The sequence below is a fragment of the Variovorax sp. GW821-FHT10D07 genome (genome assembly GCF_059415325.1).
In genome coordinates this window covers 1106714-1123872 of sequence record NZ_JBWKMZ010000002.1, presented here as the reverse complement: position 1 = coordinate 1123872, position 17159 = coordinate 1106714, and the positions used below count along the sequence as shown (strand labels likewise).

Annotated in this window: 12 protein-coding genes and 1 pseudogene; 10 read left to right on the top strand and 3 right to left on the bottom strand. The window is 69.5% G+C overall.

Going from position 1 to position 17159, the window contains the following annotated elements:
- On the bottom strand, positions 1-716 hold a 716-nt coding region (locus AC07PU_RS10545), incomplete at its 3' end, for a hypothetical protein (RefSeq protein WP_495317233.1).
- A gap of 166 nt (positions 717-882) precedes the next feature.
- Between AC07PU_RS10545 and AC07PU_RS10540 the strand changes: the two are divergent.
- From AC07PU_RS10540 to AC07PU_RS10525, 4 genes and pseudogenes are all read left to right on the top strand, one after another.
- Positions 883-3648: pseudogene (locus AC07PU_RS10540) on the top strand (YadA family autotransporter adhesin); the annotation flags it as partial.
- An 83-nt stretch (positions 3649-3731) separates the two neighbouring features.
- On the top strand, positions 3732-4877 hold the full coding sequence (locus AC07PU_RS10535) for a DUF2827 domain-containing protein (RefSeq protein ID WP_495317231.1): 1146 nt from the start codon (positions 3732-3734) through the stop codon (positions 4875-4877).
- Entirely contained in the window at positions 4874-6004 is a 1131-nt protein-coding gene (locus AC07PU_RS10530) for a DUF2827 domain-containing protein (protein WP_495317229.1), read from the top strand. Before AC07PU_RS10535 ends, AC07PU_RS10530 begins: the two co-directional genes overlap by 4 nt.
- Positions 6005-6033: 29 nt before the next feature.
- Positions 6034-6669 (top strand): hypothetical protein, encoded by a 636-nt coding sequence (locus AC07PU_RS10525; protein ID WP_495317227.1) that lies wholly within the window; start codon positions 6034-6036, stop codon positions 6667-6669.
- Positions 6670-6685: 16 nt separating this feature from the next.
- Here AC07PU_RS10525 and AC07PU_RS10520 read toward each other — a convergent pair whose 3' ends face one another.
- On the bottom strand, positions 6686-7633 hold the full coding sequence (locus AC07PU_RS10520) for a MerR family transcriptional regulator (protein WP_495317225.1): 948 nt from the start codon (positions 7631-7633) through the stop codon (positions 6686-6688).
- Positions 7634-7802: 169 nt separating this feature from the next.
- Between AC07PU_RS10520 and AC07PU_RS10515 the strand changes: the two genes are divergently transcribed.
- Positions 7803-10088 (top strand): acyl-CoA dehydrogenase, encoded by a 2286-nt coding sequence (locus AC07PU_RS10515; RefSeq protein WP_495317223.1) that lies wholly within the window; start codon positions 7803-7805, stop codon positions 10086-10088.
- Here AC07PU_RS10515 and AC07PU_RS10510 read toward each other — a convergent pair.
- Positions 9976-10839: a helix-turn-helix domain-containing protein gene (locus tag AC07PU_RS10510; protein WP_209541271.1), complete on the bottom strand. Its 864-nt coding sequence runs from the start codon at positions 10837-10839 to the stop codon at positions 9976-9978. The genes AC07PU_RS10515 and AC07PU_RS10510 overlap by 113 nt on opposite strands.
- A 139-nt stretch (positions 10840-10978) precedes the next feature.
- Between AC07PU_RS10510 and AC07PU_RS10505 the strand changes: the two genes are divergently transcribed.
- The 5 genes from AC07PU_RS10505 (at position 10979) to efeO (ending at position 17139) form a co-directional block, all read left to right on the top strand.
- Positions 10979-11404: a hypothetical protein gene (locus AC07PU_RS10505; RefSeq protein WP_208507755.1), complete on the top strand. Its 426-nt coding sequence runs from the start codon at positions 10979-10981 to the stop codon at positions 11402-11404.
- Between the two features lie 191 nt (positions 11405-11595).
- Positions 11596-14472, top strand: coding sequence for an aconitate hydratase (locus tag AC07PU_RS10500; RefSeq protein WP_495317220.1), 2877 nt, complete (start codon positions 11596-11598; stop codon positions 14470-14472).
- Between the two features lie 4 nt (positions 14473-14476).
- Entirely contained in the window at positions 14477-14938 is a 462-nt protein-coding gene (locus AC07PU_RS10495; RefSeq protein WP_296798627.1) for a metallophosphoesterase family protein, read from the top strand.
- 167 nt (positions 14939-15105) lie between these two features.
- Entirely contained in the window at positions 15106-15939 is an 834-nt protein-coding gene (gene efeU / locus AC07PU_RS10490; protein WP_495317217.1) for an iron uptake transporter permease EfeU, read from the top strand.
- 9 nt (positions 15940-15948) lie between these two features.
- Positions 15949-17139 carry an iron uptake system protein EfeO gene (gene efeO, locus AC07PU_RS10485; RefSeq protein WP_495317215.1) on the top strand — a complete coding sequence of 397 codons (1191 nt, stop codon included), beginning with the start codon at positions 15949-15951 and terminating at the stop codon, positions 17137-17139.
- The last annotated feature ends 20 nt before the right edge of the window (positions 17140-17159 follow it).

The following is a 17159-nucleotide window of genomic DNA, read 5'->3' as shown; positions in this document are numbered from 1 at the left end:
GCAACGAGTTCGATCGGTAGCTTGTCCACCTCGACCTCGACGGGCCTGAGCACCGCCACGAGCAGCATCGATAGCCTGTCGACTTCCACGTCGACCGGCCTGAGCACCGCGACGAGCTCCATTGGAAGTTTGTCCACGTCGACCTCGACGGGGCTGAGCACGGCGACGAGTTCCATCGGCAGCTTGTCGACCTCGACGTCGACTGGCCTGAGCACTGCGACAAGTTCGATTGGCAGCCTGTCAACATCGACATCGACCGGTCTGAGCACGGCCACGAGCAGCATTGGCAGCCTCTCGACTTCTACCTCGACCGGCTTGAGCACGGCGACGAGTTCCATCGGTAGCCTGTCCACCTCGACCTCCACGGGCCTGAGCACTGCGACGAGCAGCATCGACAGCTTGTCGACCTCGACATCGACTGGACTGAGCACGGCAACGAGTTCGATCGGCAGCCTGTCGACGTCCGCGTCGACGGGTCTGAGCACTGCGACGAGTTCCATCGGCAGTCTCTCGACTTCTACGTCGACCGGCTTGAGCACGGCGACGAGTTCTATCGGCAGCCTATCCACGTCGACCTCGACGGGGCTGAGCACCGCGACGAGCAGCATCGACAGTCTCTCGACTTCGACGTCGACGGGTCTCAGCACGGCAACGAGTTCGATCGGCAGCTTGTCGACCTCGACCTCGACGGGCTTGAGCACGGCCACGAGTTCCATCGGTAGCCTGTCCACCTCGACATCTACGGGCCTGAGTACCGCGACTAGCAGTATCGGCAGCCTGTCGACGTCGACGTCCACTGGCCTGAGCACTGCGACAAGTTCGATTGGCAGCCTGTCCACATCGACCTCGACCGGTCTGAGCACCGCGACGAGCAGCATCGATAGCCTCTCGACTTCGACATCGACTGGCCTGAGCACGGCGACGAGCTCGATCGGTAGCTTGTCGACGTCGACGTCGACTGGGCTGAGCACTGCGACCAGCAGCATTGGCAGCCTTTCGACTTCGACGTCCACTGGTCTGAGCACGGCGACGAGCTCGATCGGTAGCCTGTCCACGTCCACTTCGACGGGTCTGAGCACGGCGACCAGCAGCATCGGCAGCCTTTCGACCTCCACGTCGACCGGCTTGAGCACGGCGACCAGCTCGATCGGTAGCTTGTCGACCTCGACCTCGACGGGTCTGAGCACCGCCACGAGCAGCATCGGCAGCCTTTCGACCTCGACGTCCACCGGCTTGAGCACGGCAACGAGTTCCATCGGCAGCTTGTCGACCTCGACCTCCACGGGCCTGAGCACTGCGACCAGCAGCATCGGCAGCCTGTCGACCGGCCTGAGCACGGCGACGAGCTCCATCGACAGCCTGTCCACTTCGACCTCGACCGGTCTGAGCACTGCCACCAGCGCTATCGGTAGCCTGTCGACTTCGACGTCCACGGGTCTGAGCACGGCGACGAGTTCCATCGGCAGCCTGTCCACGTCCACGTCGACCGGTTTGAGCACGGCCACGAGCTCCATCGGCAGCTTGTCGACCTCGACCTCCACGGGCCTGAGCACGGCGACCAGCAGCATCGGCAGCCTGTCCACCGGCCTGAGCACCGCGACGAGCTCCATCGGCAGTCTGTCCACTTCGACGTCGACTGGCCTCAGCACGGCAACGAGCTCCATCGGCAGCCTGTCCACGTCCACGTCGACCGGCCTCAGCACCGCCACCAGCAGCATCGACAGCCTGTCCACCGGCCTGAGCACCGCCACCAGCGGCGTCAGCAGCCTCTCGACCTCGACGTCGACTGGCCTCAGCACCGCAACGAGTTCGATCGGCAGCCTCTCGACCTCCACGTCGACCGGCCTCAGCACCGCCACGAGCAGCATCGACAGCCTGTCGACCTCGACCTCCACGGGTCTGAGCACCGCCACGAGCAACATCGACAGCCTCTCGACCTCGACCTCGACCGGCCTGAGCACGGCGACCAGCTCCATCGGCAGCCTGTCGGTGGGCCTGAGCACCGTGAGCAGCGGCATCGGCAGCCTGTCGATCGGCCTGAGCACGACGAACAGCACCGTGAGCAGCCTGTCGACGTCCACGTCGAGCGGCCTGAGCACGGCGACGAGCACCATCGGCAGCCTGTCGACGTCCACCTCGAGCGGCCTGAGCACGGCAACGAGCAGCATCAACAGCCTGTCGACGTCCACGTCGAGCGGCCTGAGCACGGCGACGAGCAGCATCAACAGCCTGTCGACGTCCACCTCGAGCGGGCTGAGCACGGCGACCAGCAGCATCAACAGCCTGTCGACCTCCACCTCGACCGGTCTGAGCACGGCCACGAGCAGCATCAGCAGCCTGTCGACCGGCCTGAGCACCGCGACCAGCAACATCGGCAGCCTGTCGTCGGGCCTGAGCACGACGAACAGCAACGTCTCCAGCCTGTCGACCTCGACCTCGACCGGTCTGAGCACCGTCACCAGCGGCATCGGCAGCCTGTCGAGCGGGCTGAGCACGACGAACAGCAACCTCAGCAGCCTGTCGACGAGCATCAGCGGGTCGGTCAGCGGCATCGGCAGCCTGTCGACGGGGCTGAGCACCACCAACAGCACCGTCACCAACATCTACAACAACGGCACGAAGTACTTCCACGCCAACTCGACGGCAGGCGACTCGCAGGCCATCGGCCAGGAGTCGGTGGCGATCGGACCGCAATCGGTGGCCAGCGGCGCGAACTCCTTCGCCGCGGGCAACGGCGCGAAGGCGACGGCCGACGGCGCGGTGGCGGTGGGCTTCGGGGCGCAGGCCACGGGCACCAACGCGATCGCGATCGGTACCGGAGCACTGGCCACCGGCTCGCAGGCGATCGGCGCGGGCGCCAGCGCGGGCGGCAAGGGCGTCGCGATCGGTGACGGCGCGGATGCGGGCGGCACCTCGAGGAGCGCGGCGTCGAACGTCTCGAACGGCACGGCCGTCGGCTTCAACGCGGTGGTCCAGCAGACCGGCGGCGTGGCCCTGGGCTCGGGCTCGGTGGCTTCCAGGGGCGCGGGCGTGGCCGGCTACGTGCCAGGCAGCGCCACCGCGGCGCAGGAGGCGGCGATCAAGGCCACCACCAGCACGCAGGGCGCGGTGTCGGTCGGCGATGCGGCCAACGGCCAGTTCCGCCAGATCACCGGCGTGGCCGCGGGCTCGGCCGACAGCGACGCCACCAACGTGGCGCAGCTGAAGGCGGCCTCGGCGGCTTCGAAGGCCAGCAGCGTGCAGTACGAGACCAACCCCGACGGGTCGGTCAACTACAACCAGATCACGCTGGGCGCCGGCCAGGCGGCGGGCGGCACGCGCATCAGCAACGTGGCACCGGGCATCCTGCCGGGCGACGCGGTCAACGTGCAGCAGCTGACCGACGTGCGCAACCAGATCGGCGACGTGGCGCGCGTCGCCTACTCGGGCACGGCGATGGCGTTCGCGATGTCGGGCACCTACCTGCCGACGCTCTACCCCGGCGAGAAGACCGTGGGCGTGGGCTTCGGCAGCTACAAGGGCTACAGCGCGGTGGCGCTGACCTTCAAGGCCCTGTCGGACGACGGCAAGATGTCCTGGGGCGCGGGCCTCTCGACCACGGGCAAGGAGTGGGGCATCAACGCCGGCATCGGCTGGAAGTGGAAGTAAGTCACAGGGAGAGAAAAGCCCCCTCGAAGGCTCCCGCGTCCCAGGCGCGGGGGCCTTCCTTTTTTGAGGGACACTCGCTGCCCATGCGCATCGGTATTTCAGTCCTCACCCACGCCGGCCAGAACATCTGGGAGAACGGCATGGGGCAGAACGTGCTGTTCCTGGCCCGGCTGCTGCAGCAGATCCCGTTCGTGGAGTCGGTCACGCTGATCGACGCGGGCGACCAGTCGGCGATGCCGCCGCAGGTCGACCTCGCGGCGCGCGGGCTCGCGATCGGCCGGGCGCGCGAGCTCACCGATGCGCTCGACGTGGTGTTCGAGATGGCGGGTGCGCTCGAGGTCTCGTGGCTGTCGTATTTCCGGGCCCGCGGCGGGCGCGTGGTGTTCCATTGCGTGGGCCAGCCCTTCGTGTCGCTGGCCGAGCCGATCCTCTTCTCCGACAAGGGCCACTTCAGCCGGCCCGACCGCTGCGACGAGGTCTGGCTGCTGCCCAAGGACCAGACCTTCGCGCCGATGATGCGCGTGTACAACCGCTGCCCGGTGCACGTGGTGCCCTACCTCTGGTCCCCCGAGTTCCTCGCGCAGCGCGTGGCCGAGGTCGAGGCGGCGGGCTTCCGCTTCGGCTACGTGCCGCGCACGGCCGAGCAGCCGGGCTTCCGGGTGGCGATCTTCGAGCCCAACATCTCGGTGGTGAAGGCCGGCACCTTGCCGATGCTGATCTGCGACGGCGCCTACCGCGCCGACCCGAAGGCGGTGAACTGGATGCATGCGCTCAACACGCTGCACATGAAGGACCACCCGACCATGCTCTACCTGGCGAACTCGCTCGACATCGTGCGCGAGCACAAGGCGATCTTCCATGGCCGGCACGACTTCGCGGGCTTCATGGTGCAGTACGCCGACGCGGTGGTGTCGCACCAGTGGCAGAACGACCAGAACTACAGCTACCTCGACGCGCTCTACGGCAACTACCCGCTGGTGCACAACTCGCCGTGGCTGCGCGACGCGGGCTACTACTACCCGGGCTTCGAGGTCGGCGCCGGCGTCGAACAACTGCTGAACGCGGCGCGCCATCACGACGCGCAACTCGGCGACTACAGAGCCCGCTCGCAGCGCGTGTTCGACGCGCTCGATCCGCTGGCGAGCGCCAACGTCGAGGGCTATGCGCAGCGGCTGCTGCAGCTGGTGGGCGGCGATGCGAACTTCCGCGCCGGAGGTGCCGCGCGATGAACGCCGTGCCCGACAAGCTGCGCGTCGGCGTCTCGATCTTCATCCGCAAGGGCGAGCAAAGCCTGTGGGAGAACGGCGTCTACCAGAACTGCCTGTTCCTCGTGATGCTGCTGCTGCGCTCGCCGCGCGTGGCCAGCACGGTGCTCGTGGCCGGCGGCGGCGACGGCGCGCCGGCCGATGCGGCCGGCTTCCTGGCCGATTCGCCGGTGCCGATCATCGACATGGCGACCGCCGCGCAGGAACTCGACGTGATGATCGAGATGAGCGCCCAGCTCGGGCGCGACTGGGCCGTGGCCTTCCGCGAGCGCGGCGGCAAGATCGTGTCGATGCGCGTGGGCAACGACTACGTGATCGACATCGAGCGCATGATCTTCGACAAGCCGCATGGCCTGCTGCTGACGCTCGCGCCCTACAACGAGGTCTGGACGCTGCCCGAGTACGAGGCCACCTGCAAACCCTATTTCGAGGCCGCGTTCCGCACGCCGGTGCGCCTGATGCCGCACCTGTGGAGCCCGATGGTGCTCGAGCGCGCCATGGCGCGCAGCGGCGGCGGCAAGCCCTTCGCCTATGAGCCCGGGCGCAGGCACTGGCGCGTGGCGATCTTCGAGCCCAACATCTGCATGGTGAAGACCAGCTTCATCCCGATGCTGGGCTGCGAGGCGGCGCACCGCGCGCAGCCCGACCTGATCGAGCGCCTGTGGGTCTACAACAGCTTCCACCTGCGCGAGAAGCCGCTGTTCGTCGGCTTCGCCCAGAGCCTGGACCTGGTGCAGCACGGGCTGGCCTCGTTCGAGGGGCGCTTCCCGGTCTACCAGGTGGTGCCGCCCAATGTCGACTGCGTGTTCGCGCACCACTGGGAGAACGGCCAGAACTACCTCTACTACGAGGCGCTGTACGGCGGCTATCCGCTGGTGCACAACTCGCACCTGATCGGCGACTGCGGCTACCGCTACCAGGGCTTCGACTGCGAGGACGGCGGCCGGGCGCTGCGGCGCGCCTTCGCCGAGCACGACGCCGACCTGCCCAACTACCGCGAGCGCGCGCGGGCGCTGCTCGAGCGGCTGGACCCCGAAGGCGAGGAGAACGTGCGCATCTACACCGCCGCGATCGAGGCGCTCTACGCCTGAGCGCGAACTCCCGAACGAACCGTATGGCCATGACCCCGACCTCGCTTCCGATCCGCCGCCTGCTGCTGTGCGCCGCGGCCTGCACCCTGACGGCCACCGCCTTCGCGCAGGGCGTGCTCGTGCCCCAGGCACCGCCCGCGCCGCCGCAGGACACGCTCACGCGCGCGGCCGCCAGCGTGGGCGTCAAGCGCTGCCTGCCGGCGATCACGCGGCTGTCGTCGCTGACCGTGCAGGGCAGCCGCAGCCACGACGTGCTGCTCGACTGGGACCGCAAGCGCCCCGACAGCGGCCCGGTGTTCTCGCTGATCGGCATCGAGTTCCCGAATGCCGGCGTGGCGGGCTCGATCACCGCGATCCCCGACGACGGCGGCAGCTGCACCGTGGCGGCCGAGCGCATCTCGGTGGCGCCCTTCACCTGCGCGAGCATCGCCCAGCAGGAGCTGCCGAACTACCGCGCGACCAAGCTGCTGCCGGTCTACACGGTCTACACCGACGACAAGGAGCCGACCTCGTCGGTGTCGCTGATCGATTCGCCGCCGGGCTGCCTGGTGATCCGGCGCTATGTCGAATACGGCTGGCGCGATCCGGCGGCTGCGGCGGCCGCGCCGGCAGCGGCGCCCGCACCGGCGGCACCGGCCGGGCAGCAGGCGCCGAAGCGGCGCTGAGCCGCGCGCTTGCCGCTCAGGCCGCGGCGCCGAGCAGCGGCGTCATCGCCTCGTGGATCCAGCGCCACTCGGTGCCCTGCGCGGCGGCCGTGCCGGCATCCTCGCCGCGCAGCACGGCCATCAGTTCCTGATAGCGCGCCGAGCGCGCGTGGTGCTTGCGGTATTGCCCCAGCTGCCAGGCGAGAAATTCCGCGTCGGGCGCGCGGCGCATGGCCTTCGCCGAGGCCGCGAGCCAGTCCTGCGCGATGGCCCGGCCGGCTTCCGACGCGGGCTCGGTGCGCGCGGCGATCGCGTCACGCACGCGGGCCAGCGTGGCGTTGGCCGCTTGCGCATAGGCGGCGGGATCGAATTCGCCATTCCACATGCCGGCCGCCTCGGCGCGCATGCTCGCGATGAAGGCCTGGTCGCCGAGCATGGCGGCCAGTTCGGTCCAGGCGTCGATCTGCGCGGGCGTGGGTTCGGCCGGCAGCTCGGGCGTGGCGGCATCGACCATCTGGCGCTTCCAGTCGTCGCCCATGCGGGCGCCGGCGGCCACCTGGTCGTAGAAGTTCTCGATGGTCTGGCGAAGGCGGGTGTTCGAAAGGGTGGTCACGGTCCAGAGTCTCCGTAGCGAGGTTTCGGTGGGCTGCTTCTCGTCGGCCAGCGTCGCGCGCAGCACGGCGGCGATGCGGCGGCGGGAAGCGATTTCCGCTTCCAGGGCCTGGAGGCGGATCGTCAGAACGTCGGTGAGCGACAGGCCTTCCGACAGCGTCCGCCCGATGGTCTCGAGCCCGATGCCCGCGTCGCGCAGCGAACGGATCAGGTCCAGCCGCGCCACGTCGTCGTGGGTGTAGCCGCGGTAGTTGGCCTCGCTGCGCGCCGCGGGCGGCAGCAGGCCCGCGTCCGAATAGAACCGGATGCGCCGCACCGACACGCCGCTGAGCTTGGCGATCTCGCCGATGGAAAGCAGTCGTTTGACGTTCATGGGCGGGTTGTAGCGTCTCCACCGGGTGGAGGGTCAAGCGTTGCGGAGCGCCGGGGAATGCGAGCCCGTCTCCGACACGCGCGGTCGCCCTCGGCCGGCCGGCCTCGGGCCGCCCCGGTCGCACCATGGTCGAGCGCCGCGCGCCTGCCTCGCGGCGAAGGAGACACGCATGCCGCTGGCCTCGTTGATCGGCCGCTGGGCCATGAAGCCTTTCTCGAAGGCACTGCCGCCACTGGGCGACACCGAACGCGCCGCGCTCGAAGCCGGCACCGTCGGTTTCGAAGGCCAACTGTTCGCCGGCCGCCCCGATTTCGATGCGCTCGCCGCCTTCGGGCCCAACCGCCTGACCGAGCGCGAACAGGCCTTCATCGACCGCGAGGTGCGCACGCTGTGCGCGATGCTCGACGACCATGCGATCGACGAAGCGAAGGACCTGTCGCCCGAGGTGTGGCGCTACCTGCGCGAGCAGCGCTTCTTCGGGATGATCATTCCCGAGCAATTCGGCGGCCTCGGCTTCGGCCACCATGCGCACGCGACGGTGGTGGCGCGCATCGCCACCGTCAACGTCGCGACCGCGGTCACGGTGATGGTGCCCAATTCGCTCGGCCCGGCCGAGCTGCTGCTGCGCTACGGCACCGACCGCCAGAAGCTGCACTACCTGCCGCGCCTGGCCGATGGCCGCGAGTTGCCGTGCTTCGGCCTGACCTCGCCCTACGCGGGCTCCGACGCCGCCTCGATCCCCGACCGCGGCGTGCTGGTGGAGCGCGAGTTCGAGGGCCGGCGCACGCGCGGCTTCCTGGTCGATTTCGACAAGCGCTACATCACGCTGGCGCCCGTGGCCACCGTGGTCGGCCTGGCCTTCCACGCGGTCGACGAGAGCCGGCCCGAGGGCCAGCGCGATCTCGGCATCACCTGCGCGCTGATCCCGGTGCCGCACGCGGGCATGGAGATCGGCCGGCGCCATCGCCCGATGGACAGCGCCTTCATGAACGGCCCCATCCACGGCCGCCAGGTCTTCGTGCCGATGGACTGGGTGATCGGCGGCGAGTCGCAGGTCGGCCAGGGCTGGCGCATGCTGATGGAGTGCCTGGCCGCGGGCCGCGCCATCTCGCTGCCCGCGCTCGGCTCGGCGATGCAGCAGACCGCGCTGTTCGTGAGCAACGGCTATGGCCGCATCCGCGAGCAGTTCGGCCTGCCGGTGGGCAAGTTCCACGCGGTGGCGGGGCTGGTGGCCCAGATGGCGGCCGAGCTCTATGCGAGCGATGCCGCGCGCCGCTTCACGGCCTGCGCGCTCGATGCCGGCGAACGGCCCAGCGTGGCGAGCGCGATCCTCAAGGTGCAACTGACCGAGGCCGGCCGGCGCGCGGTCAACCACGGCATGGACATCCTCGGCGGCAAGGGCATCATTTCAGGCCCCTCGAACCTGCTGGGCGTGGCCTACCGGCAGGCGCCGATCGCGATCACGGTGGAAGGCGCCAACATCCTCACGCGCGCGCTGATCGTGTTCGGCCAGGGTGCGGTGCGCTGCCATCCGCACGTGCTCGACGAGATGGCCGCGGTGCAGGCGAACGACGAGACCGCGCTCGGCAAGGCGCTGATGGCGCATGGCGGGCACGTGGCGCGCAACCTCTGGCACAGCCTGTTCGGTGCGCCGGTGCTGGGCCGCCCGCCCGAGGCCTTGGCGTCCGAGGCCCGGCTGATCGCGCGCATGAGCGCCAAGTACGCGCTCACCGCCGACCTGGCCATGGGCATGCTCGGCGGCAAGCTCAAGCGCATGGAACTGCTGTCGGCGCGGCTCGGCGACGTGCTGGCCCACCTGTACCTGGCGAGCGCCTGCGTCTGGCGCTATGGCGTGGAGGCGGCGCCCGAGATGCTGCCTTTCGCGCAGGCCGCGATCCGCGTGCAGCTCGACCAGGCGGCGGCGATCCTGCACGACCTCTATGCCAACCTGCCCACGCCGGGCCGGCGCTTCATCGGCGCGCTGGTGCTGCGGCGCACCGCGCACCTGGCGCCGCTGCGCGACGTGCAGCTGCTGGCGCTGGCCGAGACGCTGCGCACCCGGCCCGACGTGGTCGCCCGGCTGGTACCCGATCTCAGCGAACCCGCGGCCGGCGGCCTGCGCGACCTGATGAGCGCGCTGGAGCTCGGCGACCGGCTCGGCGAGGAAACCGCCGCGCTCAACAAGGTGCTGCGGCGCACGAACTCGCTCGAGGCCGCGGCCCGCACGGCGGCCGATCCGGCACTCGCGCTGGCCTATCTGCGCGCGGCCGACAAGGTGATCCAGGTCGACGACGTGCCGGGGCCGAAGGCGCGCGACGAGGAAGAGGCGGGGGAGGGCGCGCTCAGCCCGCCGCGCCAGCCAGCGCCTTCGCCTGCGCAACCAGGGCCGGCAGGGCCGCCGCCGTCTGTGCATCGGCCGGAAAGAACGACTCCACCGCGAGTTCCTGCAACGTGATGTCCACCGGCGTGCCGAAGATGGTGGTGGTGCTGATGAAGCTCAGCACGCCGTTCGGCGTCACGAGCTGGAACGGCACCACCACGCCCGACAGCTCGCCGCCCGCGGGCGGGGTGTCGTGGCCGACGTGGGGCACGGGGTAGGCCGCGAGCTCGTCGTGCAGTTCGACCAGCACGCGGTCGCCGGTGGCCGCGATCTGCTGCTGCAGCCGTTCGAGCAGGTGGGCGCGCCATTGCGCGAGGTTGGCGATGCGCGAGGCCAGCCCGTCGGGCCGCAGGCTCAGGCGCAGCACGTTGACCGGCGGCGTCACCAGCTCGGCTGACGCGCCTTCCATCAACAGCGGCACCAGCGCGTTGTAGGCCACCAGGTTCCAGTGGCGGTCCACCGCCAGCGCCGGAAACGGCTCGTGGCCCTTGAGCACCAGGTCGACCGCGCGGCGCGCCGAGGCCATGGCCGGGTCGTCGAGCGAGCGCTGGCGGTACATGGGCGCGAAGCCCGCGGCCACCAGCAGCGCGTTGCGTTCGCGCAGCGGCACGTCCAGCCGCTCGGCCAGCCGCAGCACCATCTCGCGGCTGGGGGCGGCGCGGCCGGTTTCCACGTAGCTCAGGTGCCGGGTCGAGACCTCGGCCTCCTGTGCCAGGTCGAGCTGGCTCAGGCGGCGGTGCGTGCGCCAGTGCCGCAGGTGCACGCCGAAGGGGTCGCGCGCGCCCGGCTGGCCGGGCTTCGTGGGGTGGGGGCGGGGGGTGTTCATGGGGCCGCATTCTGGCGCGCGGGCCGCGCATCGCCATGACCTGGCAGGTCATGGACGCTGTGCGCCGGTCCCGGAATCATCGACCCCAACGCAGCAGGACAGTCTTGCGGCGTACCACCCGAACCGAAGGAGAAACCTCATGACCGCACGTTCCACGCTCTTCGCCTCGCCGCGTTTCCTGCCCCGCGTGATGTGGGCCGACGCCGCCTCTTGCGCCGGCACCGGCGCGCTGCAGGTCGCTTTCACCGACACCCTGGCCCGCCTCACCGGCCTGCCGGCCGCGCTGCTGCTGGGCACCGGCGTGTTCCTGCTGGCCTATGCCGCCGCGGCCGCCTTCATGGCCAGCCGCGCCACCCCGCCGCGCACGCTGATCGGCGTGGTCATGCTCGGCAACCTGGGCTGGGCCGTGGCCTGCGCCGCCTTGCTGGCCGGTGGCCTGTTCCCGGTGACCGCGCTGGGCGTGGCCTGGGTGCTGGCGCAGGCGGTGTGCGTGCTGGTGCTGGCCGAGCTGCAATGGAGCGGGCTGCGCGCGAGCCGGCCCGTGGCGCGGATGGCGCTGGCCTGAACGCCTTCCGTCCACAGACTGCCGAGGCGCCCCGTGAGGGCGCCTTTTTCGTGGCCACGCGGGAGGCCTTTTTGTCAATGGCCGCCATGGCCTTTTGCCCCCGCCGATGCGATGCCTGACTACAGCAATTGACATTCATCCCTGCTAACCTTTGAGGCGCTTCACGAACACATTCCCAAGGAGTCCCACACATGGCCAAAGCACCGGCTCACGCCTTTGCGTCCACCCTCAAGACCTTCAAGACCGCATCGGGCAAGGCCGGCAAGTACTGGTCCCTCAAGGAGCTGGCCAAGCAGCATCCGAGCGTCGATCGGCTGCCGGTGTCGATCCGCATCGTGCTCGAGTCGGTGCTGCGCAATTGCGACGGCCAGAAGGTGTCGGCCAAGCACGTCGAGGAACTGGCTCACTGGGCCCCGAACGCCGAGCGCACCGACGAGATCCCCTTCGTCGTGACCCGCGTGGTGCTGCAGGACTTCACCGGCGTGCCGCTGCTGGCCGACCTGGCCGCCATGCGCAGCGTGGCCGCCAAGCTCGGCAAGTCTCCCAAGACCATCGAGCCGCTGGTGCCGGTCGACCTGGTGGTCGACCACTCGGTGATGGTCGACTACTACGGCACGCCCAAGGCGCTCGACCTCAACATGAAGCTCGAGTTCCAGCGCAACAACGAGCGCTACCAGTTCATGAAGTGGGGCATGCAGGCCTTCGACACCTTCCGCGTCGTGCCGCCGGGCTTCGGCATCGTGCACCAGGTCAACCTCGAGTACTTCGCGCGCGGCGTCTATTCGAACCCGAACGACAAGGGCGACGTCCCGGTCTACTACCCCGACTCGCTGGTCGGCACCGACAGCCACACCACCATGATCAACGGCGTGGGCGTGGTCGGCTGGGGCGTGGGCGGCATCGAGGCCGAGGCCGCGATGCTGGGCCAGCCGGTCTACATGCTCACGCCCGACGTGGTGGGCTTCGAGCTCACCGGCAAGCTGCGCGAGGGCGTGACCGCCACCGACCTGGTGCTGTTCGTCACCGCGATCCTGCGCGCCGAGAAGGTGGTGGGCAAGTTCGTCGAGTTCTTCGGTCCGGGCGCCGCCTCGATCGCCGTGCCCGACCGCGCCACCATCGGCAACATGGCGCCCGAGTACGGCGCCACCATGGGCTTCTTCCCGGTCGACGAGATGACCGTCGCCTACTTCGAGGGCACGGGCCGCACCAAGGAGGAGGTCGAGCGCTTCGAGGCCTACTACAAGGCGCAGGGCCTGTTCGGCATGCCCAACCCCGGCGACATCGACTACACCAAGGTCGTGCGCCTCGACCTCGGCACCGTCTCGCCGAGCCTGGCCGGCCCGAAGCGGCCGCAGGACCGCATCGACCTGGGCCACCTGTCGACCAAGTTCTCCGAGCTCTACAGCAAGCCCAACGACGCCAACGGCTTCAACCAGCCGGCCGACAAGCTCAAGCTGCGCTACCCGCTCGCGCCGGCCGGCGCCGGCAACGACGAGGAGACCGCCGCGCCCGCGCCGGGCGCGCCGCGCGACCTGGTCGAGATGGTGGCCAACCGCACGACCAAGGCGGCCGCGCACGTGAGCGCCACCGCGCCGGCGGCGCCGTCCAAGTCCAAGGGCGAGGTGACCATCGGCAACGGCGACGTGCTGATCGCCGCCATCACCTCGTGCACCAACACCTCGAACCCGAGCGTGATGCTGGCCGCGGGCCTGCTGGCCAAGAAGGCGGTGGAAGCCGGCCTCTCGGTCAAGCCGCACGTCAAGACCTCGCTGGCGCCCGGCTCGCGCATCGTGACCGAGTACCTCGAGAAGGCGGGCCTGCTGCCCTACCTCGAGAAGCTGGGCTTCTACCTCGCGGGCTACGGCTGCACCACCTGCATCGGCAACGCGGGCGACCTCACGCCCGAGATCAACGAGATCATCACCAAGAACGACCTGATCGGCGCGGCCGTGCTCTCGGGCAACCGCAACTTCGAGGCGCGCATCCATCCGAACCTCAAGGCCAACTTCCTGGCCTCGCCGCCGCTGGTGGTGGCCTTCGCGATCGCGGGCAACGTGATGGTCGACCTGATGACCCAGCCGGTAGGCAAGGGCAAGGGCGGCAAGGACGTCTACCTCGGCGACATCTGGCCCACGCCGAAGGAGATCGACCAGAACCTGCGCTTCGCGATGAACGCCAAGTCGTTCCGCGCCAACTACGACAAGGTCAAGACCGACCCGGGCAAGTTCTGGAGCAGCATCAAGGGCACCACGGGCCAGGTCTACGACTGGCCCACCTCGACCTACATCGCCGAGCCGCCGTTCTTCGAGGGCTTCAAGATGAAGCCGCATGCCTCGGACGCGGGCTTCAAGGGCGCGCGCATCATGGCGCTGTTCGGCGACTCGATCACCACCGACCACATCTCGCCGGCCGGCTCGATCAAGGAAAGCTCGCCCGCGGGCATCTGGCTCAAGGCGCACGGCGTGCCCAAGGCCGACTTCAACAGCTACGGCTCGCGCCGCGGCAACCACGACGTGATGATGCGCGGCACCTTCGCCAACGTGCGCATCAAGAACCTGATGATTCCGCCGGACGCCAACGGCACGCAGGAGGAGGGCGGCGTCACGCTGTTCCAGCCCGGCAACGAGAAGATGTTCATCTACGACGCGGCCATGAAGTACATCGCCCAGGGCACGCCCACGGTGGTGTTCGGCGGCGAGGAGTACGGCACCGGCTCGTCGCGCGACTGGGCCGCCAAGGGCACGCAGCTGCTGGGCATCAAGGCCGTGGTGGCACGCAGCTTCGAGCGCATCCACCGCGCCAACCTGGTCGGCATGGGCGTGCTGCCGCTGCAGTTCCGCGGCGCCGATTCCTGGCAGACGCTGGGCCTCACGGGCGACGAGCAGATCGACGTGGTGATCGGCGGCGAGCTCAAGCCGCAGATGGACGTGAAGCTGGTCGTGCACCGCCCCGACGGCACGCACCAGGAGGTGACGGTGCGCCTGCGCATCGACACGCCGATCGAGGTCGACTACTACAAGCACGGCGGCATCCTGCCGTTCGTGCTGCGGCAGCTGCTGGCCGCCTGATTCGGTGACGCGGGTCGGACTGATCTCCGACACCCACGGCCTGCTGCGCCCGCAGGCCGTGGCCGCCTTGCAGGGCTGCGACTTCATCGTGCACGGCGGCGACATCGGCAGTCCCGCCATCCTCGAAGCCCTGCGCGCGATCGCGCCGCTGACCGTGGTGCGCGGCAACAACGACCGCGAGGCCTGGGCCGAGGGCATTGCCGAGACCGAGCGCGTGGCCTTCGGCGGCGTGCATCTCTATGCCATTCACGATCTCGCGCAACTGGCCATCGACCCGGCCGCGGCCGGCGTGCGCGTGGTGGTCTCGGGCCATTCGCACAAGCCCAGGATCGAGGAACGCGGCGGCGTGCTCTACGTGAACCCGGGCAGCGCGGGGCCGAGGCGCTTCAGCCTGCCGATCGCCGTTGCCGAGCTGCGGATCGAGGGCGGCGCGGTCGACGCGCGCATCGTCGAACTGGCGGTCTGACCCCGCCTGTCACAGGGCTTTCATTACCATTCGGTAAGAAAAGCCATCAGATGAGAATGGTTCTTGTTTGATGGGTTATCCTCGTCCGCTCCTCCGGGGAGCCGACATGCAGCGCCGCTGATCGCGCCGGTTCCGGAGGGCTCCTCTCGCCCTGATTTCCGAAGCCGATGCTCATCCCCTTTCTCATCATGCTGCGCGAAGGCATCGAAGCCGCGCTGATCGTCGGCATCGTCGCCAGTTACCTCAAGCAGAGCGGGCGCGGCGCGCTGATGCCCGCGGTGTGGGTCGGCGTGCTGCTGGCCACCGCGCTGTCGCTGTTCGCGGGCGCCGGGCTGCAACTGCTCGCGGCCGAATTCCCGCAGAAGCAGCAGGAGCTGTTCGAGGGCGTGGTCGGGCTGATCGCGGTGGTGATGCTGACCTCGATGGTGTTCTGGATGCGCAAGGCCGCGCGCTCGATCAAGGGCGAGCTGCAGGCCTCGATCGACCAGGCGCTCGCCAAGGGCTCGGACGGCCAGGGCTGGGCGCTGATCGGCATGGTGTTCCTCGCGGTCGCGCGCGAGGGCCTGGAGTCGGTGTTCTTCCTGCTCGCGATCTTCCAGCAGAGCAGCGGCTGGGAAGCGCCCGTGGGCGCGCTCGCCGGCATCGCGGTGTCGGTGGTGGTCGGCTACGGCCTCTACTCGGGCGGCGTGCGGCTCGACCTGCGGCGCTTCTTCCGCTTCACCGGCCTGTTCATCCTGCTGGTGGCCGCGGGCCTGCTGGCCGGCGTGCTGCGCAAGCTGCACGAGGGCGGCGTCTGGAACCACCTGCAGAAGGTGGTCTTCGACATGAGCGAAACCCTGCCGATGGACAGCCCGCTGGGCGCTGTGCTGTCGGGCCTGCTCGGCTACCAGGCCGCGCCCGTGGTGGGCGAGGTCGTCGTCTACCTGGCCTTCCTGGCCGTCGCCCTGTTCTTCTTCCTGCGTCCGGCCGTGCCGGCGCCGCGCGCGGCTGCGGCCCGCTGAAACCCCTCGATGTCCTCTTCCTCTCCCGAACCCAAGGCCGCTTCTTCCCACCTGATGCGCGCGGCGGTCGCCGCGTCGGCCCTGCTGGCGCTCGCCGGCCTCGCGGCCTTCTGGTATGCCTCCAACCACGCGCGCCAGGCGCCGCCGAAGGCCGCCGACAACGCGGTCACCGTCACGATCCGCGGCAATGTCTGCGAGCCCAACGAGATCACGGTGCCGGCCGGGCGCACCACCTTCACCATCGTCAACCAGTCGAACCGTGCGCTCGAGTGGGAGATCCTCGACGGCGTGATGGTGGTGGAAGAGCGCGAGAACATCGCGCCGGGCTTCTCGCAGACCATGACGGTGAAGCTGCAGCCGGGCGAGTTCGCGATCACCTGCGGCCTGCTGAGCAACCCGCGCGGCAAGCTGCGCGTGACGCCCTCGGCCGCCTCCGAGGCCGAGGCAGCGCGGCCTTCGCTGGTCAACTACGTGGGCGCGCTGGCCGAGTACCAGACCTTCCTGCGCCTGGAGGCCGGCACGCTCGAGGACGCGGTGCGCGCGCTGGCCGACGCGGTCCAGGCCGGCGATCTGCAGCAGGCGAGGGCGCTCTATGCGCCCGCCCACCAGGCCTACAAGCGCATCGAGCCGATGGCCGAGCTGTTCGCCGACCTCGACATGCGCATCAACGCGCGCGCCGACTACTTCGAGAAGCGCGAGGCCGATGCCGGCTTCACGGGCTTCCACCGCATCGAGTACGCGCTGTATGGCCAGAACGACCTGAAGCCGCTCGCGCCCGTGGTGGCGCAACTGATCGCCGACATCGGCGTGCTCAAGGAGCGGCTGCGCGGCCTGAACATGCCGCCCGAGCGGCTCGCGAGCTCGGCCTCGAAGCTGCTGCGCCGCGTGGCCGACAACCTGCCCGCGGGCGGCGAGGACCGCTACGGCCATGCCGAACTCGCGAACCTGCAGGGCAGTTACGAAGGCACGAAGAAGATCGCCGACCTGCTGCAGCCGCTGCTGGTGAAGGCCGCGCCTGCGCTGCAGAAGAGCCTGGACGAACGCTTCGCCGCCTTCGACGCCGCGCTCGCGCCGTACCGCGAAGGCGAGGGCTTCAAGCCCGCGCCGCTCGACGAGGCGCAGCGCAAGGCCCTGGCCGAGCCCGTGCGCGCGTTGGCCGAGGAACTGGCCAAGGTGAATGCCGCGCTCGGCCTGGAATGAGGCTATTGCCGACCGACCTC